Genomic DNA, 20,720 nt, shown 5'->3' on the forward strand with positions numbered 1-20,720 from the left:
CTTAACGCCTCGCTACACCGATGAGGGTGTCAAACAGGGTGCTGGTCACGGCAATGACCTGCGCCGAGGCCTGGTAGGCCTGCTGGAATTTCAGCAGGTTGGCCGCTTCTTCGTCCAGATTGACGCCGGAGAGACTTTCCCGCTGGGCCTTGGCATCCGCCAGCAGCCGCGCCTGGGATTCTGCAGCCACCTGAGTCTGACGGGTCTGGGTGCCTACCTTGCCTATGAGGCCGTTGTAGGCGTCCTCGATAGAGCTGCGGCCATCGTCCAGGTACCTGGTTCCCTGCACCTGTGCCAGCGCGAGGGCGTTGCGATTATCGCCCGGACCGAATGCATCATTGCCTGTCAGCAACACGCCACCATCAGGCTCCTCCGTAGACCTGATGACAATCTCTGCACCATCCGGGGTGGTGGCCCTCCACAGCCCTGACTGAGTGGGATCCTCCTCAAATGCGCTAAAGGTCAGATCGTCGCCCGGCTCGTATCCCGCACCCGGCGAGAAAAAGACCAGTTCCTGATCCTCAGCCAGATTAGTGGAGAAAGCCTGAGCCGCCGCAATACGCTGAGGTTCACGCACGGCCACGTCGATCCCCTGCGCAGCGGAGCGGGTGGGACGGATCAGGAAGTTGGCTCCATCTTCGTGCGATCCGTTAGGCATCTTGATGACGAGCCCATCCACTTTGACTTCGCTACCATCTCCATAACTGCCCAACTTCTGACCATCCGATAGACGGGTCAGATTCCAGTCGCCATCCTGGTACTGCAGGCGATAGTCACTGGACTTCAAACCAGATAGCCCAGCGGGATCAAAACTCACTTCGGGTTTGGGTTCATCAACACCTCTTCCTGCCAGCACCTCGGGCTCAGGCACCTTGAAAAAGTCCCGCCCGAGCTTCCCCTCGGCATCCAGGCCCTGGGTATGCTGATTATTGAACCCCACTGCGATGGAGACCGCCACCCGTCCCAATTCATTCTGGGCCTTGTCCAGCACCGAACTGCGCAGATCCAGCAGGCCGCCCAGTTTGCCCCCCGAGATCAGGTTGGTGACATTGACTTCTTTATTCCCCTGGCCACCGAACTTGACCTCCAGGGGCGCACCCGGCGTCGGGCGGTTCGCGGATAGCGGCGTGGCCTTGTTGCCCAGCACCAAACCCTGGCCGCGGCCGATGAAGACGTTCATGGATCCGTCATCCTGCACCGTGGTGTTCACGTCCACGAACTTGGACATTTCCAGCACCATCTGGTCCCGCTTGTCCAGCAGGTCGTTGGGTGGCTGACCACGGCCCTGGGCGGCCACGATCTGCTGATTCAGCTTGGCAATGGAATCGGCATAGCCATTGACCTCGTCCACCCCCGAGCCGATCTGACCATCCACGATGGTCTGCTGATCCTTGAGCCTCTGGTCCAGGAACTTGAAGCGGTCCACCAGCGACTCCGCCTCCGAGATCAACACGGTGCGGTTGGCACTGGAGGTGGGGTCATTGGCCAGCTCCTGAGTGGCCGAAAAGAATTGCTGCAAGCCCGGGGAAAGGCCCGCTGCCGGATCGGCCAGGAGATTGTCCACCCGGCTGATGAAATCCCGCTGCGTGTTGTAGTACTCGCTGCTGGTGGTGTTGTTGCGCAACTGGGTCTGCACAAACTCGTCGTACATCCGCCGCACGGTGTTCACATCCACCCCCCGGCCAACGTAGCCCGCCCCGGAAAACTGAGCCGGGCGGGTGCCCTGCTCAGTCCGCTGGCGGCTGTAGCCTTCGGTGTTGACGTTGGCGATGTTGTGGCCGGTGGTATCCAGCGCGCGCTGCGCCGCATTGAGCCCGGAGGTGGCGATACCAAAGAGTCCCGCACTCATGATGCCCTCCTGGCGGCGATCCGCAGTGTGAAGTGAATGTGGTGCATGAACATGTTCGTTACCTCCTTCAGGATAGCGGCCGCTCGCCGCCAGACTTGAGTCCGGCCAGGGTGTCGCTGAGCGTGCCACGCCGCATGATGTTCAGAATCTTGTCAGCGTAGTCGGGGTCGGTGGCGTAGCCTGCATCCTGCAAGCCGCGCACATACTGTTCCGGATCACCAGCGGCCTCCAGCGCATGCCGGTAGCGAGGGTTACTGCGCAGGAAATCCACATAGTCTTCAAAGCTCTCGGCCACGCTGCCGTAAGAGCGGAACTGGGCCCGCTGCATCTCCGGGATGTCCTGCACGTATTCCAGGGTCTGCACCGTCACCCGATCCCCCTGCCAGCGACCATCGGCCTTGATACCGAACAGGTTGTGGCTGCTGCGCCCATCCCCATGCTGGATGACGTGTTGCCCCCAGCCTGTTTCCAGGGCGGACTGGGCCACCAGCACCTCCGGGGCCACACCCAGTTCGGCGGCGGCCTGCTGTGCATGGGGCCAGACGTCACGGATGAACTCCTGAGGGGACCGGGGCGACCAGGACCCATCGTTGCCGGTCGGCCCTGCCTTACTCGTACCCTGACCTGGTTTCATGCCGTCAGCCTCCGGGGTGTCGTGACGACCCGTGGATGCAGCCGGCCCCGCCACCGCCGCCTCGATAGCGGCGCGCAGGGCGGGCACCCGATGCGTGGGCATGTGCAATTCCCGGTCGTCGTCGCGACGCGCCTCGGGGCCGGCCAGTTGCCGCGCCACCTGCTCACGCAGACCGATGCCCTCCCCTCGGGCCATATCCAAAGCCACCTGCTGATCGAACATACCCTCGAACATGCGGGTCTGATCGCTGCTGAGCAGACCTTCCGCCGGTGCGGCCTCGCGCATGCTCTTGATCATCATCTGAATGAACAGGGCCTCGAACTGCCGCGCCACCTCATCGGCCGCCTCGGGCGACTGACTCTGCACGCGACCCCGCAACTCACTCAGACCCGCGATATCGGTGTAGTTGAAGCTATCGGCGATGTAGGCGTTCATGGCAGCGCTCCCCGTCCCGGATCAGATGATGACCAACTGGGCCCGCAGGGCACCGGATTCACGCAGGGCTTCCAGGATGGACACCAGGTCCCCCGGGGCAGCCCCCACCTCGTTGACCGCACGCACGATCTCATCCAGGGTCACGCCGGGGTCGAACAGGAACATGCGGGCATCCTCCTGGACCACCTCGATGTCGGTCTGCGGAGTGACCACGGTCTCGCCAGCGGCCAAGGGAGCAGGTTGCGTCACTTGTGGTTGTTCCGTGATGGTCACGATGAGGTTCCCGTGGGAGACGGCGGCCGGGCTCACCCTTACATTGCTGCCGATCACCACCGTGCCGGTTCGCGAGTTGACGATCACCCTGGCTGGCGGCTCGCCAGGCTGCACCCGCAGGTTCTCCAGCATGGAGATGAAGGTGACCCGCTGACCCGGATCCTGCGGGGCACTCACCCGCACCGACGAGCCGTCCACCGGATGGGCCGTGCCCGGGCCCATGGTGTCGTTGATGACATCACTGAGCCGGTTGGCGGTGGTGAAGTCGTGACGATGCAGATTGAGCGTGACGTGATTGCCCCGGGCAAAGCCGGAGGGCACTTCCCGCTCCACCGTGGCCCCATTGGGAATGCGACCCACACTGGGCACATTCACGGTCACCCGGGAGCCGTCGGCCCCCTCCACACCCAGCCCACCCACGGCCAGGTTGCCCTGGGCGATGGCGTAGGTGCGACCATCGGCGCCCTTCATGGGCGTCATCAGCAGACTGCCGCCGCGCAGGCTGCCGGCATTACCGATGGAAGAAACGGTCACGTCGATCGTCTGACCGGGTTTGGCGAAAGGCGGCAGGTCCGCATGCACCATGACAGCCGCCACGTTGCGCAGCTGTGGATTCACATTGGGCGGGATGGTCACGCCCAGCTGACCCAGCATGTTCTTGAGGCTCTGCACCGTGAAGGGGGCCTGGGTGGTCTGGTCACCCGAGCCATCCAGGCCCACCACCAGACCGTAGCCGATGAGCTGGTTGCTGCGCACCCCATCCACCGAGGCCAGGTCCTTGACCCGATCGGCCGCGCCCGCAGAGGTCGGCAGGATCAGGCCCAGGGACATCAACACCAGGGCCCAGACGATCAGCAATGTGCGTATGGATTTCATGATCGGATCTCCCCTAGAAGGGCCACACGGGGCTGTTGAAGAATCGCGTCAACCAGCCGGGATTGTTGCTGTCCGCCAGGGTGCCCCTGCCGCCATAGGCCACCTGGGCATCGGCGATCTGGTTGGAGTTCACCGTGTTGTCGGCGCGGATATCCACCGGCCGCACGATGCCCCGCAGACGGATGTACTCCTGCCCCTGATTGATCTGCAGCCACTTTTCGCCCTGCACCACCAGGTTACCGTTGGGCAGGACTTCCGAGACCATCACGGTGATGGAGCCGTCCAGTTGGTTGCTCTGGGCCGAATCGCCCTCCCCCTCAAAGCTCCGGGAGCCGCTCACCGAGGCATCCAGCACCGGTACGCCGCCACGGGTGACCGGACGACCGAGCACCGTGGGGTTGTTCATGTTCACGTTGGAGTCCTTGCTGGTGGAGGTGCTGGCAGACTTGCGGGCCTGGGTCCGCTCGGCCAATACCACCGTGAGCACATCCCCCACCTGGCGGGCCTTGTAGTCGGCAAACAGGCCCTGGTTGGAGGCGGGCTGAAAGATGGCGCCGTTATTCTGCTCCGGTGGCAGCGGCTGGGGCGGCGTGATGGCGGTGAATTGCGCATCATCACCGCGTTCCACCGGCGTCATTGTGGCGCAACCGCTCATCAACAAGGACAACACGACCATGAGCAGTCCCAGACGCTGAAGACCGGGCCCACCTCTAATGCCACATTCGTTCGTGGATGCCTGACTGTTCATGGCCTTACCCCTTCAATACGGCGCTACGTCGACCTGGTTACAGGTTCTGGTTGAGGAACTGCATCATCTGATCGGAGGTGGAGATGGACTTGGAGTTGATCTCGTAGGCCCGCTGGGTCTCGATCATGTTCACCAGTTCTTCGGCGATGTTCACGTTGGAACTCTCCAGGGAGCCCTGCATGAGCCGACCCAGGCCATCCTGACCGGGGTTGCCCTGCTGGGGCGCCCCGCTGGCGGCGGTTTCCACAAAGAGGTTCTGCCCCACCGGCTCCAGGCCGGCGGGATTCACGAAATCCGCCAACTGGATGTTGCCCACTTCCACCGGGGCTGCTTCCTCACCGGCCAGGGTGGCGCTGACGATGCCGTCCTGACTGATATGGATGCTCTTGGTACCCTCGGGGATGAAGATGCCCGGCTGTAACTCATAACCGTTGGACATCACCATCTGACCATCGGCATTCAGCTGGAAGCTGCCATCCCGGGTGTAGGCCACGTTGCCCTCCGGGGTGAGGATCTCGAAGAATCCCCGGCCCTGGATGGAAACGTCCAGGGCGTTGTCGGTCTGGGTGTGATTGCCCTGGGTGAAGATCTTGTCGGTGGCCACGGTGCGCACCCCTACCCCGGTCATCAGTCCCGTGGGCAACTGGTTGTTCTGGGCCTCCTGGGCACCGGGCTGGCGGATGGTCTGATAGATCAGGTCCTCAAAAGAGGCACGCCCCTTCTTGAAGGCCGTGGTATTCACGTTGGCCAGGTTGTTGGACACCACATTCATGCGGGTCTGCTGAGCATCCAGGCCAGTCTTTGAAATCCAGAGTGCTTGATTCATGACGAGAGTCTCCCGGCTGGGCCTTAGGAGATGCGCAGCAGTTGTGCACTGCTACGATCCAGTTCTTCGGCGGTCTTCATGAGTTTTACCTGTGTCTCGAAGTTACGAGACAACTCGATCATGTTGACCATGGCTTCCACCGTGTTCACATTGCTGCCCTCCAGCATCCCGGACTGCAGCCTCACCTGGGCATCCGCCGGTTCGATGGCACCGTCGGCGCGTCGGAACAGACCATCTTCTCCGCGCTCCAGATCCTGACCCTGCGGGTTCACCAGCTTCACGCGGCCCACCTCGGCCAGGACATTGGGTTCCTGCCCCAGCGGACGCACACTGATGGTGCCGTCGCCGCCGATGAGGATGGTCTCGGAGGGTGGGATGGCGATGGGTCCGTCATCCCCGAGGACCGGTCGGCCATCGGCGGTGGTCAACAGGCCCACGGCATCCACCTGCAGATTACCGGCCCGGGTAAAGGCCTCATTGCCATCCACACCCTGCACGGCGATCCAGCCGTCGCCCTGCACGGCCACATCCAGGTCGCGACCGGTGGAGATCTGCGGCCCGTGGGCAAAATCGGCACGCATGGATTCCAGCTGGACGTAATCCCGGCTGTCGTACACCGGGCCGCGCATGGGGTGGTTGATGAACGCCTCCAGGTTCTTCTTGAACCCGGTGGTGCTGGCATTGGCCAGGTTGTGGCTGTTCACCTCCTGGGAATGCGCCGCCTCCCGGGCACCGGTCATGGCGATGTAGAGCATGCGGTCCATGATGAGGCCTTACCCTTTCCGTTACCGGAGGTTGATGATGGTCTGGGTGATGGTGTCGGCGGTGCTGATCACCTGGGCATTCGCCTGGAAGTTCCGCTGGGCGGTGATCAGGTTGACCAACTGCTCGGCGATGTTGACATTGGAGTTTTCGAAGGCGCCGCCCTGAACCAGGCCGAAACCGGAATCACCGGGGCGGCCCAGAAGCGGTTCGCCCGACGCGGTCGTTTCCACCCAATTGGTGCCACCCACAGGCTGCAGCCCCTGGGGATTATCGAAGTTGGCGAGAGCCACGTTCCCCAGAACGCGGTTGACCCCATTGGTAAAACGCGCAAACACGGTGCCATCATTATCCACATCCACATCGATCAGCTGCCCGGGAGCAAACCCGTCCTGGTTGAGACGGCTGACGCTGAAGCGGTTCCCAAACTGTGAGGTTTCCGAAAAATCGATGGTGATATCGTTATTTTCGTCACCGATGAGCGCTCCATTGGGGAGTAGATCATCACCAAACGGTAACGTCAGTGACCTGCCACCCTCCACGCCGCCTGCGACGGCAAGCGTGCCATCGGTGTTGAATGAGAGAGTCGAATTATCAAACTCAATCTCTTCGCCATCAAAAGTGGCAAAGACATCCCAGCTCTTGTCTGCCGGTGGCGGGTTTCTCTGGAAGAACAGTGACAGGGTATGTTCAGCCCCCAGAGAGTCGTAAACCGTGAGTGAGGTGGATTCGTTATAGGTCTCGGGATCGTCTGGATCGAACACGACATCTCCGGGGTCCCCCTCAGGAGGAATCGAAGGCGCAGCCGCACTGAGATTCATCAGCGCCTCAATCCCGGTGGTGGCCTGAGGCTCCGCGTCGCCGGTCGTCAGGCGGATATCACCCAGGATGTTACCGCCTTCGGTGCCATACCCCTGCAAACGCTGTCCAGCGGAATTGACGATAAAACCGTCCTTGTCGGCCAGGAACTGTCCGGCGCGGGTGTACTCCCGGATACCTTCACGCTCGACGATGAAAAAGCCGCGACCGTTCAGGGCCAGGTCCAGATTATTGTCAGTAAACTCCAGATCGCCCTGATTGAACTGCTGGGACACATCCGCCAGGCTCACGCCACTGCCGGTGGCCAGCCTGGACACCCCGGTGTATGACAGGGCGAACACATCGGCAAACTCCGCCCGGGAGCCCTTGAAGCCCGCAGTGGATGAGTTGGAAATGTTGTGCCCGGTCACCTCCAGATCTTTGGAGGCCGCGTTGATTCCGGTGAGTCCTATGTTGAAAGACGGCATGATCTAACCCTCAAGTTGTTTGTGCTTCACTGGGCGCTGGCCCTAGCCGATGCGTCGTACCTGGGAGAAATCCATCTCCCCGAACCCCTCGATCTGCAGCTTGATGCCGCCGTTTCTCTGATCCGTGCGCACACTCTCCACCCGTGCGTTCAACAGCAATTCAGGCTGCTCACTGCTGCCATCCCGCACCGCATTGGCACGAAATTCATACACACCCGGCGGTGCCCGCTCTCCCTGGTCCGTCATGCCATCCCAATGGAATGACTGCATGCCCGAGGCCTGAGCCCCCATGGGTATACGCCTGACCAGCGCCCCGGCCGCATCATAGATTCCCACGGTCACATTCTCGGCAGAGGACTTGAGGTCCAGCGCGCCACGCACGCCCCCCTCGTGACCCATTGCTGCCATATCCACCGGCACCAGCACCTCACGATCCACCAGACTCGCCGCCTGCAGGGTCTGGGACGACTGAACCGACTTGGCGATGCTCTCGAAAGACTTCTGCAACTCACCGATGCCATTCACCGTGCCGAACTGGGCGATCTGCCCCAGAAAGTCACCGTTTTCCATGGGTTCGAAGGGGTCCTGATTCTGCAACTGGGTGATCATGAGCTTGAAGAACTCCTCTTGCCCCAGCTCGTCACGCTTGCCCGTGTTAGCCTTGCTGGAGTTTGTCGACGCCAGCCCCAGGCCCTCCAGCATGTTCAGATCAACGCTCATGGCTCATACCTCCTCAGCCCTGCCCCAACTGCAGCGTGCGCAATAGCAACTGCTTGGTGGTGTTCATCACTTCCACGTTGTTCTCGTAACTGCGCGAGGCCGAGATCATGTTGGCCATTTCATCCACCATGTTCACGTTGGGCATGAACACATACCCATCCTCGTTGGCCTGGGGATGGTGAGGTTCATACTTCACCCGCGCCGGCGCATCGCTCTCGACGATGTCCATCACGCGAACAGGCATGGTGGAGTTATTGCCGGGATTGAGTTGATCCATCACCGTCTGGAACACCGGCTGCTTGGAGCGGTAGGCCCCTTCCTCGGTGGTGCTGGCCACCTGGGCGTTGGCCATGTTGCTGGCAATGGTGTTGAGCCTCACGGACTGGGCACTCAGCGCCGAGCCGGATACATCAAAGACCTTGAACATGTTGCTCATGATTCAATCCTCCGGCCTACTCGCCGCCCCGGAAGGCGTTGCGCAGACCCACAAACTTGTCACTGAGAAAATCCAGGCTCGCCTGGTATTGAACAGCGTTCTCGGCAAAGGCTGCCTGCTCCAGCTGCGGATCCACCGTATTGCCGTCCAGAGATGGTTGATTGGGTACCCGATACATGGCCTCCCCCACGCCGCCCGCACCACCTGTTGCGTCCAGGTGAGCCGCATGGGTGCGACTCATGGACAACTGGTCCGGTTGGTGCTGTTGCTTGAGCACCTGCCGGAAGTCCAGATCGCGGGCCTTGTAGTTGGGGGTGTCGGCGTTGGCAATATTGGAGGCGAGCAGTTCCATGCGCCTGGAACGCACCTGCAGCGCTTCGCCATGAATACCCAAGGCATTGTCAAATGAGAGCGGCATGATCTTCGACCTCAAGAAAATCTCTTGGCAGTCGAAATGCAAACAGCGTGCCATACGATAAATTCTCGTAGTTTCAGGCACTTGGAGGGAGGGATAAACCAGAAAGAAAGGGCAATCCGGCAACAACCCGCCGTTGGGGGCCGTTGCGCGGTGAGCAGAGTCGGAAGTTTGACGCTGCGGGGAGGTTACTTCTTCAGGCGATACACCACACCGGGGTTGCAGCGCACCATCTCGAAGGCGTCGGAATAATTGGCCATGGATTCCGAGGCCCCCAGGAACAAGTAGCCGCCCGGGTTGAGTATCTGGGAGATGCGCTTGAGGATAGTGCGCTTGGACTCCAGGGAGAAGTAGATCAGCACGTTACGGCAGAAGACGATATCGAACCGACCCATGGTGCTGTAGTTGTCCAGGAGATTGAACTCCCGGTAGCTGACACGGGCCTTGATGTCCGGCTTCACTTCCCAGCGATCGCCTTTTTGAATGAAGAACCGGTTGCGCCGATCCAGCGACAGCCCCCGGGCCACGGCCAGGGAGTCGTAGCTGGCTTCCTTGGCCTCGCGCAGCACGGCACCGGAGATATCCGTACCCAGGACCTGCACGTCCCGCAGGCTACCGGGCCGCGACTGCAGGTACTCGCTGGTGGTCATGCTGATGGAATACGGCTCCTGCCCCGAGGAACAGGCGGCACACCAGATGCGCACCGTGGAGCTCGGGGATTTTTTCGCCAATTCCGGGTAGATCTGGTTTTTCAGGATCTCGAAGGGGAAGACATCACGAAACCAGTAGGTTTCGTTGGTGGTCATGGCCTCGATCACCCGCTCACGCAAGCCCGAGCGCCCGCCCCGCTTGAGGAGCTTGAGCAATTCACTGACCGAGGAGACCGAGAACTCCTTCATCAGCCGGGACAACCGGCTGGTCACCAGATAGTGCTTGTTATCTCCCAGTACAAGTCCGCAGGACCGCTCAAGAAAGATCTTGAAGTCCTCGTAATCCTGGGGTTCGATCGGGCCCGATGACAATGTGCTGCTGCTTCCCGGTTAGTGTATTGAGACTGCGCCCGGCATGGAGCCGGAAGGCGCAGTATACCCGCAAACGTGCTCCCCGGGCGGCAACGGTTTGCCGCCCGTGGCCTCCCGCTGCCCCGTCACTCGCCGACCTCTTCGGGCTGCAGGTGACCGAGCACGGCCTCGGCCAACTCGTCGGGGCTGAACTTGGGCAGAAATCGATTGGCCCCCGCCTGGCGCACCATGGCCTCGTTGAAGGTGCCACTCAGGGAAGAATGTAACAACACGTACAGTCCCGACAACTCCGGTGACTGACGGATCTCCGACGATAAGGTATACCCGTCCATGACGGGCATCTCGATATCCGAGATCACCATGCCGATCTGCTCATCGATGGGGCCCTCCTTCGCCATGTCCTTGAGCTTGTCGAGGGCCTGCTGACCATCATTGGCCACGATGGCCTCAACACCGATCTGGGCAAGGGCGCGCACGATCTGCTTGCGGGCCACCGAGGAATCGTCGGCCACCAGGGCGCGGCGCACCCGCCCGCCCTCGCGGATGGTACGGGACAGGGCTTCGTCCACATCCCTGGACGGACCGGTCACCATCTCCAGGACCTTTTCCACGTCGATGATTTCCACCAGGCGGTCTTCCACCTGGGTGACAGCCGTCAAAAAGCTGTCCTTGTGAGTGCCCCGCGGCGGCGGGCGGATCTGATCCCAGTTGAGATTGATGATGCGATCCACCGAGGCCACCAGCAGGCCCTGCACCGAGCGGTTGAACTCGGTGAGGATGACAAAGGCCTTCTGCTCGTGTTCCGGCGCTGCCATGCCGATGGCGTGGGCCAGGTCCACCACCGAGACGGTCTGTCCTCGCAGGGTGGCCACGCCGCGCACCACCGAATGGGCGCTGGGCATGCGATTAAGGGGCGGGCAGGCGATCACCTCGCGCACCTTGAAGACATTGATGGCGAACATCTGTCGCGTGCCCAGGGAGAACAGCAACAGCTCAAGGCGGTTCTGCCCCACCATTTGGGTACGCCGATTGACACCATCCATCAAGTCGCTCATGGGCCCCTCCTGCGGAACACCCGGGGATAAACATGGCCAGTCGACCGGGTTATCGGCGGCTTGGGACAATCCTTGATACCTGATCTGGCACCGGGATTGCATCCCCTTAACACCAATAGCCCCCGGCGCCGGAATCCCGGCAACGATTGCGCGGACCACGATTATGAACCAACTTGTACACACCTGTCTCATACCCCGAGCTCATGGCCCCCGCTCCGTTCATCAACGCCGCGGGTGGAGAAGGTCCGTCCTGTCGTGCCTGGCCCTGTGCGCGCTGGCGCTGCCGCCCACAGCCCTGAGCTCGGAGGTGGAGCCCCATGGCAATATCCTCAAGGCAGCCCGGGAGTTTCTCACCGAGCAGGCCCGCCAGCATCACGGCGACTCCCTTGAGGTGCGCGTGGTCCCGGGACGGCTGGACCCGCGACTCCGCCTGCGGGCCTGCGGCAGCCCCCTGGAAGCCCAGCTTCCGCCCGGGGGGCGCATGGTGGGCAGCACCACCGTGGGCGTGCGCTGCCCCGGTCCCGCGCCCTGGAGCCTGTATGTACCGATGCAGGTCAACCTGCGTGGCGAAGTCGTGGTTCTTGACCGTTCCCTGCCCCGCGGCACTGTACTATCCTCCGGTGACATCAGACTGGAGCATCGGGAACTCAACAGCTTGCATAGCGGCTACCTGGTGGACCCGGAGGGTGCCCAGGACATGGTGCTCAGACGCGCCCTGAGCGGTGGCACGGTGCTCACACCCCACATGGTGGAGCCGCAACGCCTTGTGCATCGTGGTGAGCGAGTCACCCTGATCTCGGAAAATTCGGTGGTCACCGTGCGCATGGCCGGCGAGGCCATGGCGGACGGCTCCTACGGAGACCGGGTACGGGTCCGCAACCTGTCATCCAAGCGTGTCGTCGAGGGCCGGGTACTGTCTGCCGGGGTGGTGGGTGTTAATATGTGACACCCGACACATAATACGGGTTAAAGAATTCCCAGGACGAGCCGATAAAAGGACTATGAGAGGCGATGTCTGTATGTGCGAGGAATGGATATGTCCATCGAAATCAAGAATCTAAGCCAGCCGCAGGCGCGGGGTGCCGGTGATAGCCGCGGCACGTCCGAAAGCGCCCGCGGCGGTAAGGGGGCTGGTCAAGCCCCGAGCCCGGCCGATAACACGGCCGACAAGATCACCCTCACCGGGGCCGCAAGACGCCTCAGTGACCTGGAGCAGACTGCGGCTTCCCAGCCACAGGTGGATGAGAAGCGCGTGGCTGAACTGCGCCAGGCCATCCAGGACGGCAGCTACCAGGTGAATGCGCAGGCCGTGGCAGAAGGGCTCATAAAGTCGGAAACCCTGTTCTGATCCCATGAACCACACCCCCTTCCCAGAGCACCTGGACCAGATACTCAGTCAGTCCGTGCGTGAGGCCACCAGCCTGGAATCGGCCTTGCAGCGTGAGGGCGCAGCCCTGGCGTCTCGCGACCTGGATGAGCTGAATGCCGCCGTGGCTGACAAGCAAACCCGTGTACAGGCACTGGAAGCATTGACCCGCCAACAAACGGAGTTGCTGCAGCGGGGAGGCTATGAAACCAATGCCCACGGCATGGACTGTGTGCTGCGCGACTGGGACGAAGAAGGCGTGCTGCGTCCCGTCTGGGATCGCCTGGTGGAAGTCATGTCCCATTGTCATCGCCTGAATCAGGTCAATGGCGGCGTGGTGGAAACCAGCCGACGCCGTGTGGACCAGGCGCTGCACATCCTGCGCGGGGAAGAAACCCGCACCGAACTCTACGACACCCGCGGTCGCGCCTTCTCGGCAAGTTCATCCCGCCCGATCACCAAAGCCTGATCCCGCGCACCACCCGGCGGTGATTCCCGACCGCCATGTATCCCACGCTGTGCTAACCTTATATTGACGGGTTAAGTCAAACCCGCAGGCACACCTGCCCGCATGGGAGGAACAAGCGCCATGGCACAGATGCAGACACTGGCCCGCCAAACGCCGGCCAGAGAAGTGGGACAGCCGATGATGACCCCGGACGATATCCTGGCACAACTGAGGGATCTGGAAGCACGCCATGCTCCGCTCAGCGTGCGACTGGGCAATGAACAGGACTTCTTCAACAGCCGCTTACTGCGTATGGATCCTTCCCATGGATGGTTGTTCCTGGAGGAACTCAAGCCCTACCAGGGCCACCTGCGGGTCGCACCCGGGCAACCCATGCATGTGTACGCCGTCTTCGGTGACATGGGCGCTCATTTCTGCACCGAGGTGATGCACACCGGCGAGCATGATGGCGTGGCCTTCTATGTTCTGGGACTTCCGGAGAAAATGGACTCGGAACAAAAACGCACCCATTTCCGAACCCCCGTGGAACATTCCCTGGGTACCAGAGTGACGCTCACCAACCGTGACGGACGCCAGTTCACCGGTCGGCTGGTGGACGTATCCCTGGGCGGGCTGAGCGCCCATTTCGACCTGGACACCCCCATCAGCGCCCCGGAACTGCTTGACGTCAAAGGTCTGCAACTCCCTGGCATCCCCCCCATCGATTGCGGGCTTCAGGTACGGTTCGCCAGGGACGACAAGGACAAGGGACTGCGACTGGTGGGGGGGCGATTCTTCGACCTGACCCCGGAGGACGAGCGGCATCTGCTGCGGACCCTGCTGGTACTGGAGCGGGAGGAAACGCAGCATCATCGCAGGCATGATGACTGAAGACCTCTGCGGATCTCAGACCTCCGTGAGATCCGCCCCGCGGGCCTTCATGAACGATTCCACCACTCGTATGAAAACCGCCATATCCAGGGGCTTGGTGAGGTACTGATCAAACCCGGCCTCCTGGCCTCGCTCGATATCCCTTTCGGTGGCGTTGGCGGTCAGGGCGATCACCGGGATCTCAGCGGTCTGGGGCTCCTGGCGCAAGCGCTGCAGCACATCATAACCATTCATCCCCGGCATATTGATATCCAGGATGATCAGATCCGGTCGGTGGGCTCTGGCCAACTCCAGACCCAGACCACCCGAGGGGGCATTGAGCACCTGCACGCCAACACGCTGGCGCAGCACATGCTCCACCAATCGCAGATTGGCAGGGTTGTCGTCCACATGCAGCACCGTGAAACGACGATCCTGACCAGCGACGGCGGCTGACGAGTGCAACGGGCCGAGCTCATCCCCACCCTCCTGAGCCGCAGTCTCACCGGCCTTGAGCTCGAACCAGAAGCAACTGCCCTGCTCCAGCCCTTCCATGCCGATCACTCCCCCCATGAGTTCCATCAAGCGCTGGCTGATGGCCAGGCCGATACCGGTGCCTTCAATGGATTCGTCGCCGTCCTCATGGAGCCGGGCAAAGGGTTGAAACAGGGAGCCCCGAAGGGATTCGGGTACACCGCGCCCCGTATCACGCACGCGCACGAGCACGGTTTCGGCACGCGCCTGGGCATCCAGCCACACCTCGCCATGGGGGCGGTTGTACTTGATGGCATTGGATATCAGATTGATCAGCACCTGCTTGAGCCGGGTGCGATCCGCCATCAGAACCTGATCCACCTGCCCCACGTGGATGGTGATGCCCTTATCCTGGGCCAGTGGCCTCAACAGTGTCAGACAATCCCTGACCACATCCGACAGGGGCACGGCCTCGATGGACATCTCGATCCGGCCGGACTCGACCCGGGCCAGATCCAGCACCTCGTTGATCAGATCCAGCAGATGACGCCCACCGCGCAGGATCTCCCTCACGCTCTCCTGCTGACCCTCATCCAGTGACGGGTCGGCCTCCAGCAACTGGGAAAACCCAAGCACCGCGTTCATGGGCGTGCGCAGCTCATGACTCATGCGCGACAGGAATTCCGATTTGGCCTGGTTGGCCCGATCCGCCTGCTCCTTGGCCTCCTGCCATCGACTCATGGCCAGGTGACGCCCCTCTTCGGCACTCAGGGCCGCCGCCAGGATCCCGAGGATTCGTTCGTCCTCATCGTTAGGCTGCATATGACCGGTGGATACCACGCAGAGACTCCCCACCACCTGATCCTGACAGCGGACCGCATGGCCCATGTAGGACTTGATCCCGTAGCGTTTCACATAGGGGTCACGCTCAGCGTAGGGCGTCTGCGTCAGGTCCCCGGTGACGTAATTCTTCCCGAGGGTGCCGTTGATCACGTCATGGCAAACATGCCCCTCGGGTGCATCGCTCAGGGGCATGTCCTCGGGGGTTCGCCAACGTCCCAGGGAAAAGAGTCGACCGTCCTTCAACCGATGGTACAGCGCGGCCTCACTCTCCAGGAGTTCGCCGCAGACCTGGGTGATTCGCGTGACATTCTCCTGATAGTCGGGCCCCAGGCTGGCCAGGCATTCATTCAGGCGAATCAGTCGGCGCTCCATCCGCTTGCGTCGCTCCACATCCCTGACGACCCCCACCGCGTACCAGCCATCCGTCATCTGCAGCGAAGACAGGGACAGTTCTCCGGCCAAACGGCTGCCATCACGACACTGGGCAGAAACTTCCACGATCCGATCGACAGCGTCTCCGGTCCCTGTCTGAGCAAAGTGGTCCATGGCATGGTTCACTGCCGGGGTCGGGCCTCCCGGCATCACCATCTGGTGCAGATCACGCCCCAGGGCTTCATCCCTGCGATAACCGAACAAGCGCTCGGCAGATTTATTCCAGAAGACCACCTGGCCACGAGGGTCCATCATGACGATGGCATCCTGGGCCACATCCGTGATGGCAGTGAGCATCACCTGACTCTTCTTCAGTTCGCCGGAGCGTTCCTTGACCTGCCGCTCCACTGACAAATGCCGAACCCTCAGCAGCATGACCAGCATCGTCGCCAGCACTGTGAAAAGCATCCCCAGCCCACCCACTCCCCAGGTCCGGTCGCCGGCAAGACCCTGGTTCTGGCTCAAGGGCGGAAGCACCAGAGGGCTCGACACCGGTGCCTGCACCCCATGCATGGCCTGGGAGTGCAGGGTTGCAAGGCGCACAAATTCCATCTGTTGCTCGCGCTGATCCAGTTGCTGGGCCACGCTCACCCCCAGCCCGGTCAGCAACAAACCGCTGACCAGCACAAAAGCAGCCTCCAGATAAGGGGCTGCCGGTCGAACGACCCCGCTTCGGCCACGCCGCGTGACGATGGCCACACCCAGGCCAAACACCACCAACAGGCCCAGTCCCGCCAAAAGGGCGGGGCGGCTGCCACGGTGGATCTGTGACCACCACAAGGTATCCGGGGCGTCCAGCCCAACCACCATCAGCAACTGACCCGTCTGCGGATGCACCACAGGCGCCAGGCTGGATACGAACTGGCCGTATTCGTCAGTATAGGGCTGCGTGGTCGTGGCCTGCAGGGACTGAAGAACCCAGCCCAGTTCATCAGGCGGGGACTCATAGCGAGTGCCCGGCGGACTGGCCAATGGGTCGTCCGGGTGAAAGCTTTCCGGGCCGAAGAACCACTCTCCATCGCGTGGCGCAACCGTCCAGAGCTCGCCACCCCCATGGCGCTCGGCCAGCGCCCGCAATTGCACCCGCATGGTAAGTGTCCGGTAGGGCACGTATACCCAACCCTCACTCCCCGCTGTCATTCTCCCCGCAGGCCTGGGTGGGCGGTTCCCAGTGATAGGGCAGCAGTTCGTGGAGGCGATTGGCGGGATGATCCTGGATGCGCTCAAGCACATCGATCAGGTAGTGACGCGGGTTCACCCCGTTCTGCTTGCAGGTTTCCAGGAGGGTGAGCAGGATGGCCAGGGCGTGGCCACCATTCTCGGAGCCGGTGAAGTTCCAGTTCTTGCGACTCACGCACACCCCGCGCAGGGCGCGTTCGCCGCGGTTGTTGTCGGGCTCCAGGCGGCCATCCTCAGTGAAGCGCATCAGGGCCTGCCAGTGGTTGAGGACATAACCGATCGCCTTGGCGAAGTCTCCCCGGGGCGGCAGGCTGGGCAGGATGCGATCCAGCAGGCGACGCAAGCGCTTGAGGATGGGCACCGTGCGGCGCTGGCGGGCCTCGCGGATCTGCTCGGGGTCCGTGATCCCCTGTTCGCGCAGGCGCGACTCCACCTGGTAGATCGCCGTGATCAGCTTCATCACCAGATGCACCCGGCCGCGTTTTTTGTGTTTGCGGGCGATCTTTTCGAACGGGCGCCTCGCATGGGCCCAGCAGGCACACCAGATCAGCGCCTCCTGGATCCGCTCGGCGTTCAGGTAGCCCGCATAGGCATCGGCTTGCAGATATCCCTGGTAGTCACGCAGGTGTTCCAGCGGACCTTCCTGGGATCGGTTGGTGGTGTAGTCGTAGAACACCGGGATGATGCCGTCCTCCCGCCCGCGGCCCAGGTAGAGCCACAGGCGACAGGTTCGGGTTTGTCGTCGGCCCTTTTCCAGTTGCGGCACCGTGGTGTCGTCGCTGTGAACGACCGGACTGGCCAGGGCATCCTGGCGAACGAGGTCGGCCAGCGGGGCCAGGACCGAGGCGGACAGCAGCACGTAGTCGCACAGCCGCTGGCGGGGGACGTCGTAACCATCCCGGGCCAGCTGCTGGCTGATGCGGTTGAGCGGCAGATGATCCGCGAACTTGCTGATCACGGTATGGGCCAGCAGGCTGGCACCCACCTGGGCGCCGGGGATCGGTGGCGAGGGGCGCGGTGGAGAGACGATGGTGCGCTCCCCGTCATCCCCCTGGATCGCATACTTGGGCACCTCGTGGCGCTTCACGTACAGCTGCCCGGGTTGGTACTCCAGGGTCTCGGTCACCTCGACACCGATCTCCACCAGCGGGCCGCCGTTCTGGGCCTCCAGTTGGGCCCGGGTTTCGTCGTCGTAGTCGTAGCGCTGCGTCTCCCGGGGCAATTCCGGTGGGAGGACACGGCGACCTCGAGGGGGCTGGGTCTTGCGCCGCTTTTTGGGCGCCTCGGTGGTTTCTTCTTCGTCTTGCTCGGGGATCGGGGCTTCCTGCGGGTGGAAGAGATCCTGCTGGAGGTAACAGCCACGCTCGGAGCTTTGCCCGAAGCGTTTGCGCTGGGCCTCAAGGACCTGGCGCTTGAGATTCTCCAGTTGTTCGCTCAGCTCATTGATCGTGGACTGCTGCTGGGCGAGTAGCTGGGACTGCTGCTCAATGAGCTGATCACGGTCCGCCAGGGCAGCGCGGAACTGCGATTCGCGCAGGCCGGAAGGGGGTGTCGGCAGGTCTTGTGCAGTGCCGTTCAACATGCCCGCATTTTACCACGCCGAAAGCGCTAAGTGGCTGACTTATTGATGGTATTTATCTATCAACGGGTGGCTGTGGCAAGGCATTTTTGCGGGGTTTCCAGGCGCCGCCAATCGATACCCTCGAACAGCGCCTGCATCTGGCTGCGGGAGAGCCGAACCTCACCCTCTGCATCTCCATCCACCTGCTGGAGCCACTTGAAGCGCCCCTTCTCCAGGCGCTTGTAGATCATCACAAAGCCCTGGCCATCCCAGTACAGGGCCTTGAGCTTGTCCCCAGCCCGGTTGCGGAAGACGAACAACTCACCGCTGAGCGGATCCCGCTCCAGGGCCTCGACGATCTCGATGCACAGACCATCGAAGGCCTTGCGGAAATCCACCGGCGCCACTGCCAGGTGGATGGCCACCCCCGTGGGCCACGCGATCATGCCTCCAGGACCTCCATGGCCCGTTGCAGGGTCTGGGGTAAGTGTCCGGTAGGGCACGTATACCCAACCCTCACTCCCCGCTGTCATTCTCCCCGCAGGCCTGGGTGGGCGGTTCCCAGTGATAGGGCAGCAGTTCGTGGAGGCGATTGGCGGGATGATCCTGGATGCGCTCAAGCACATCGATCAGGTAGTGACGCGGGTTCACCCCGTTCTGCTTGCAGGTTTCCAGGAGGGTGAGCAGGATGGCCAGGGCGTGGCCACCATTCTCGGAGCCGGTGAAGTTCCAGTTCTTGCGGCTCACGCATACCCCGCGCAGGGCGCGTTCGCCGCGGTTGTTGTCGGGCTCCAGGCGGCCATCCTCAGTGAAGCGCATCAGGGCCTGCCAGTGGTTGAGGACATAACCGATCGCCTTGGCGAAGTCTCCCCGGGGCGGCAGGCTGGGCAGGATGCGGTCCAGCAGGCGACGCAAGCGCTTGAGGATGGGCACCGTGCGGCGCTGGCGGGCCTCGCGGATCTGCTCGGGGTCCGTGATCCCCTGTTCGCGCAGGCGCGATTCCACCTGGTAGATCGCCGTGATCAGCTTCATCACCAGATGCACCCGGCCGCGTTTTTTGTGTTTGCGGGCGATCTTTTCGAACGGGCGCCTCGCATGGGCCCAGCAGGCACACCAGATCAGCGCCTCCTGGATCCGCTCGGCGTTCAGGTAGCCCGCATAGGCATCGGCTTGCAGATATCCCTGGTAGTCACGCAGGTGTTCCAGCGGACCTTCCTGGGATCGGTTGGTGGTGTAGTCGTAGAACACCGGGATGATGCCGTCCTCCCGCCCGCGGCCCAGGTAGAGCCACAGGCGACAGGTTCGGGTTTGTCGTCGGCCCTTTTCCAGTTGCGGCACCGTGGTGTCGTCACTGTGAACGACCGGACTGGCCAGGGCATCCTGGCGAACGAGGTCGGCCAGCGGGGCCAGGACCGAGGCGGACAGCAGCACGTAGTCGCACAGCCGCTGGCGGGGGACGTCGTAACCATCCCGGGCCAGCTGCTGGCTGATGCGGTTGAGCGGCAGATGATCCGCGAACTTGCTGATCACGGTATGGGCCAGCAGGCTGGCACCCACCTGGGCGCCGGGGATCGGTGGCGAGGGGCGCGGTGGAGAGACGATGGTGCGCTCCCCGTCATCCCCCTGGATCGCATACTTGGGCACCTCGTGGCGCTTCACGTACAGCTGCCCGGGTTGGTACTCCAGGGTCTCGGTCACCTCGACACCGATCTCCACCAGCGGGCCGCCGTTCTGGGCTTCCAGTTGGGCCCGGGTTTCGTCGTCGTAGTCGTAGCGCTGCGTCTCCCGGGGCAATTCCGGTGGGAGGACACGGCGACCTCGAGGGGGCTGGGTCTTGCGCCGCTTTTTGGGCGCCTCGGTGGTTTCTTCTTCGTCTTGCTCGGGGATCGGGGCTTCCTGCGGGTGGAAGAGATCCTGCTGGAGGTAACAGCCACGCTCGGAGCTTTGCCCGAAGCGTTTGCGCTGGGCCTCAAGGACCTGGCGCTTGAGATTCTCCAGTTGTTCGCTCAGCTCATTGATCGTGGACTGCTGCTGGGCGAGTAGCTGGGACTGCTGCTCAATGAGCTGATCACGGTCCGCCAGGGCAGCGCGGAACTGCGATTCGCGCAGGCCGGAAGGGGGTGTCGGCAGGTCTTGTGCAGCGCCCTTTAACATGCCCGCATTTTACCACGCCGAAAGCGCTAAGTGGCTGACTTGTTGATGGTATTTAT

General features: G+C 62.4%; 20 protein-coding genes. 4 read left to right on the forward strand and 16 right to left on the reverse strand.

The window, feature by feature from the left end:
• Position 1: 1 nt before the first annotated feature.
• The 12 genes from flgK to ECTOBSL9_RS16160 all read right to left on the reverse strand — a co-directional run bounded on the left by flgK (position 2) and on the right by ECTOBSL9_RS16160 (position 11,337).
• A complete protein-coding gene (gene flgK / locus ECTOBSL9_RS16105) occupies positions 2-1,849 on the reverse strand; it encodes a flagellar hook-associated protein FlgK (protein ID WP_063465909.1) in 1,848 nt (615 codons plus the stop codon).
• A gap of 67 nt (positions 1,850-1,916) precedes the next feature.
• On the reverse strand, positions 1,917-2,918 hold the full coding sequence (flgJ, locus tag ECTOBSL9_RS16110; protein WP_063465910.1) for a flagellar assembly peptidoglycan hydrolase FlgJ: 1,002 nt from the start codon (positions 2,916-2,918) through the stop codon (positions 1,917-1,919).
• A 21-nt stretch (positions 2,919-2,939) separates the two neighbouring features.
• Positions 2,940-4,022 carry a flagellar basal body P-ring protein FlgI gene (locus tag ECTOBSL9_RS16115; protein ID WP_240481136.1) on the reverse strand — a complete coding sequence of 361 codons (1,083 nt, stop codon included), beginning with the start codon at positions 4,020-4,022 and terminating at the stop codon, positions 2,940-2,942.
• A 58-nt stretch (positions 4,023-4,080) separates the two neighbouring features.
• On the reverse strand, positions 4,081-4,743 hold the full coding sequence (gene flgH / locus ECTOBSL9_RS16120) for a flagellar basal body L-ring protein FlgH (RefSeq protein ID WP_063466258.1): 663 nt from the start codon (positions 4,741-4,743) through the stop codon (positions 4,081-4,083).
• Positions 4,744-4,852: 109 nt separating this feature from the next.
• The gene (gene flgG, locus ECTOBSL9_RS16125) at positions 4,853-5,641 is read right to left on the reverse strand and encodes a flagellar basal-body rod protein FlgG (protein WP_025282061.1); all 789 of its coding nucleotides are present in this window, start codon (positions 5,639-5,641) and stop codon (positions 4,853-4,855) included.
• A 23-nt stretch (positions 5,642-5,664) separates the two neighbouring features.
• Positions 5,665-6,405 (reverse strand): flagellar basal body rod protein FlgF, encoded by a 741-nt coding sequence (locus ECTOBSL9_RS16130; RefSeq protein ID WP_063465912.1) that lies wholly within the window; start codon positions 6,403-6,405, stop codon positions 5,665-5,667.
• A 21-nt stretch (positions 6,406-6,426) separates the two neighbouring features.
• The gene (flgE, locus tag ECTOBSL9_RS16135; protein ID WP_063465913.1) at positions 6,427-7,689 is read right to left on the reverse strand and encodes a flagellar hook protein FlgE; all 1,263 of its coding nucleotides are present in this window, start codon (positions 7,687-7,689) and stop codon (positions 6,427-6,429) included.
• Between the two features lie 42 nt (positions 7,690-7,731).
• Positions 7,732-8,409, reverse strand: coding sequence for a flagellar hook assembly protein FlgD (locus ECTOBSL9_RS16140; RefSeq protein WP_156500001.1), 678 nt, complete (start codon positions 8,407-8,409; stop codon positions 7,732-7,734).
• 13 nt (positions 8,410-8,422) lie between these two features.
• Positions 8,423-8,845 carry a flagellar basal body rod protein FlgC gene (gene flgC, locus ECTOBSL9_RS16145; RefSeq protein ID WP_025282065.1) on the reverse strand — a complete coding sequence of 141 codons (423 nt, stop codon included), beginning with the start codon at positions 8,843-8,845 and terminating at the stop codon, positions 8,423-8,425.
• Between the two features lie 16 nt (positions 8,846-8,861).
• Positions 8,862-9,263: a flagellar basal body rod protein FlgB gene (flgB, locus tag ECTOBSL9_RS16150; protein ID WP_063465914.1), complete on the reverse strand. Its 402-nt coding sequence runs from the start codon at positions 9,261-9,263 to the stop codon at positions 8,862-8,864.
• 185 nt (positions 9,264-9,448) lie between these two features.
• A complete protein-coding gene (locus ECTOBSL9_RS16155; protein ID WP_063465915.1) occupies positions 9,449-10,282 on the reverse strand; it encodes a protein-glutamate O-methyltransferase CheR in 834 nt (277 codons plus the stop codon).
• A 125-nt stretch (positions 10,283-10,407) separates the two neighbouring features.
• Positions 10,408-11,337, reverse strand: coding sequence for a chemotaxis protein (locus ECTOBSL9_RS16160; protein WP_063463339.1), 930 nt, complete (start codon positions 11,335-11,337; stop codon positions 10,408-10,410).
• A gap of 307 nt (positions 11,338-11,644) precedes the next feature.
• Between ECTOBSL9_RS16160 and flgA the strand changes: the two genes are divergently transcribed.
• The 4 genes from flgA to ECTOBSL9_RS16180 all read left to right on the forward strand — a co-directional run bounded on the left by flgA (position 11,645) and on the right by ECTOBSL9_RS16180 (position 14,042).
• Entirely contained in the window at positions 11,645-12,283 is a 639-nt protein-coding gene (gene flgA / locus ECTOBSL9_RS16165) for a flagellar basal body P-ring formation chaperone FlgA (RefSeq protein ID WP_240481013.1), read from the forward strand.
• Positions 12,284-12,373: 90 nt separating this feature from the next.
• Complete coding sequence (gene flgM, locus ECTOBSL9_RS16170) at positions 12,374-12,685, forward strand: flagellar biosynthesis anti-sigma factor FlgM (protein ID WP_063463340.1); 312 nt, start codon at positions 12,374-12,376, stop codon at positions 12,683-12,685.
• A 4-nt stretch (positions 12,686-12,689) separates the two neighbouring features.
• Positions 12,690-13,172, forward strand: coding sequence for a flagella synthesis protein FlgN (locus tag ECTOBSL9_RS16175; protein WP_063463341.1), 483 nt, complete (start codon positions 12,690-12,692; stop codon positions 13,170-13,172).
• A 120-nt stretch (positions 13,173-13,292) separates the two neighbouring features.
• Positions 13,293-14,042 carry a flagellar brake protein gene (locus tag ECTOBSL9_RS16180; protein WP_063463342.1) on the forward strand — a complete coding sequence of 250 codons (750 nt, stop codon included), beginning with the start codon at positions 13,293-13,295 and terminating at the stop codon, positions 14,040-14,042.
• A gap of 15 nt (positions 14,043-14,057) precedes the next feature.
• Here the strand turns inward: ECTOBSL9_RS16180 and ECTOBSL9_RS16185 are convergent, their stop codons facing one another.
• The 4 genes from ECTOBSL9_RS16185 to ECTOBSL9_RS16200 all read right to left on the reverse strand — a co-directional run bounded on the left by ECTOBSL9_RS16185 (position 14,058) and on the right by ECTOBSL9_RS16200 (position 20,664).
• Positions 14,058-16,859, reverse strand: coding sequence for a response regulator (locus ECTOBSL9_RS16185; protein WP_063463343.1), 2,802 nt, complete (start codon positions 16,857-16,859; stop codon positions 14,058-14,060).
• 34 nt (positions 16,860-16,893) lie between these two features.
• Entirely contained in the window at positions 16,894-18,531 is a 1,638-nt protein-coding gene (locus ECTOBSL9_RS16190; protein ID WP_063463344.1) for an IS66 family transposase, read from the reverse strand.
• Between the two features lie 59 nt (positions 18,532-18,590).
• Positions 18,591-18,956 carry an IS66 family insertion sequence element accessory protein TnpB gene (gene tnpB, locus ECTOBSL9_RS16195; RefSeq protein WP_063463345.1) on the reverse strand — a complete coding sequence of 122 codons (366 nt, stop codon included), beginning with the start codon at positions 18,954-18,956 and terminating at the stop codon, positions 18,591-18,593.
• Positions 18,957-19,026: 70 nt separating this feature from the next.
• The gene (locus ECTOBSL9_RS16200) at positions 19,027-20,664 is read right to left on the reverse strand and encodes an IS66 family transposase (protein WP_063463346.1); all 1,638 of its coding nucleotides are present in this window, start codon (positions 20,662-20,664) and stop codon (positions 19,027-19,029) included.
• Positions 20,665-20,720 lie beyond the last annotated feature (56 nt).

It is taken from the genome of Ectothiorhodospira sp. BSL-9 (assembly GCF_001632845.1).
In the GTDB taxonomy this organism is placed as follows: domain Bacteria; phylum Pseudomonadota; class Gammaproteobacteria; order Ectothiorhodospirales; family Ectothiorhodospiraceae; genus Ectothiorhodospira.

What these genes read in the sequence shown, in the direction of transcription:
- flgK (WP_063465909.1), bottom strand. Translation starts at nt 1,849, where the DNA reads ATGAGTGCGGGACTCTTTGGTATCGCCACCTCCGGGCTCAATGCGGCG.
- flgJ (WP_063465910.1), bottom strand. Translation starts at nt 2,918, where the DNA reads ATGAACGCCTACATCGCCGATAGCTTCAACTACACCGATATCGCGGGT.
- ECTOBSL9_RS16115 (WP_240481136.1), bottom strand. Translation starts at nt 4,022, where the DNA reads ATGTCCCTGGGCCTGATCCTGCCGACCTCTGCGGGCGCGGCCGATCGG.
- flgH (WP_063466258.1), bottom strand. Translation starts at nt 4,743, where the DNA reads ATGGTCGTGTTGTCCTTGTTGATGAGCGGTTGCGCCACAATGACGCCG.
- flgG (WP_025282061.1), bottom strand. Translation starts at nt 5,641, where the DNA reads ATGAATCAAGCACTCTGGATTTCAAAGACTGGCCTGGATGCTCAGCAG.
- ECTOBSL9_RS16130 (WP_063465912.1), bottom strand. Translation starts at nt 6,405, where the DNA reads ATGGACCGCATGCTCTACATCGCCATGACCGGTGCCCGGGAGGCGGCG.
- flgE (WP_063465913.1), bottom strand. Translation starts at nt 7,689, where the DNA reads ATGCCGTCTTTCAACATAGGACTCACCGGAATCAACGCGGCCTCCAAA.
- ECTOBSL9_RS16140 (WP_156500001.1), bottom strand. Translation starts at nt 8,409, where the DNA reads ATGAGCGTTGATCTGAACATGCTGGAGGGCCTGGGGCTGGCGTCGACA.
- flgC (WP_025282065.1), bottom strand. Translation starts at nt 8,845, where the DNA reads ATGAGCAACATGTTCAAGGTCTTTGATGTATCCGGCTCGGCGCTGAGT.
- flgB (WP_063465914.1), bottom strand. Translation starts at nt 9,263, where the DNA reads ATGCCGCTCTCATTTGACAATGCCTTGGGTATTCATGGCGAAGCGCTG.
- ECTOBSL9_RS16160 (WP_063463339.1), bottom strand. Translation starts at nt 11,337, where the DNA reads ATGAGCGACTTGATGGATGGTGTCAATCGGCGTACCCAAATGGTGGGG.
- flgM (WP_063463340.1), top strand. Translation starts at nt 12,374, where the DNA reads ATGTCCATCGAAATCAAGAATCTAAGCCAGCCGCAGGCGCGGGGTGCC.
- ECTOBSL9_RS16175 (WP_063463341.1), top strand. Translation starts at nt 12,690, where the DNA reads ATGAACCACACCCCCTTCCCAGAGCACCTGGACCAGATACTCAGTCAG.
- ECTOBSL9_RS16180 (WP_063463342.1), top strand. Translation starts at nt 13,293, where the DNA reads ATGGCACAGATGCAGACACTGGCCCGCCAAACGCCGGCCAGAGAAGTG.
- ECTOBSL9_RS16185 (WP_063463343.1), bottom strand. Translation starts at nt 16,859, where the DNA reads ATGCGGGTGCAATTGCGGGCGCTGGCCGAGCGCCATGGGGGTGGCGAG.
- ECTOBSL9_RS16190 (WP_063463344.1), bottom strand. Translation starts at nt 18,531, where the DNA reads ATGTTGAACGGCACTGCACAAGACCTGCCGACACCCCCTTCCGGCCTG.
- tnpB (WP_063463345.1), bottom strand. Translation starts at nt 18,956, where the DNA reads ATGATCGCGTGGCCCACGGGGGTGGCCATCCACCTGGCAGTGGCGCCG.
- ECTOBSL9_RS16200 (WP_063463346.1), bottom strand. Translation starts at nt 20,664, where the DNA reads ATGTTAAAGGGCGCTGCACAAGACCTGCCGACACCCCCTTCCGGCCTG.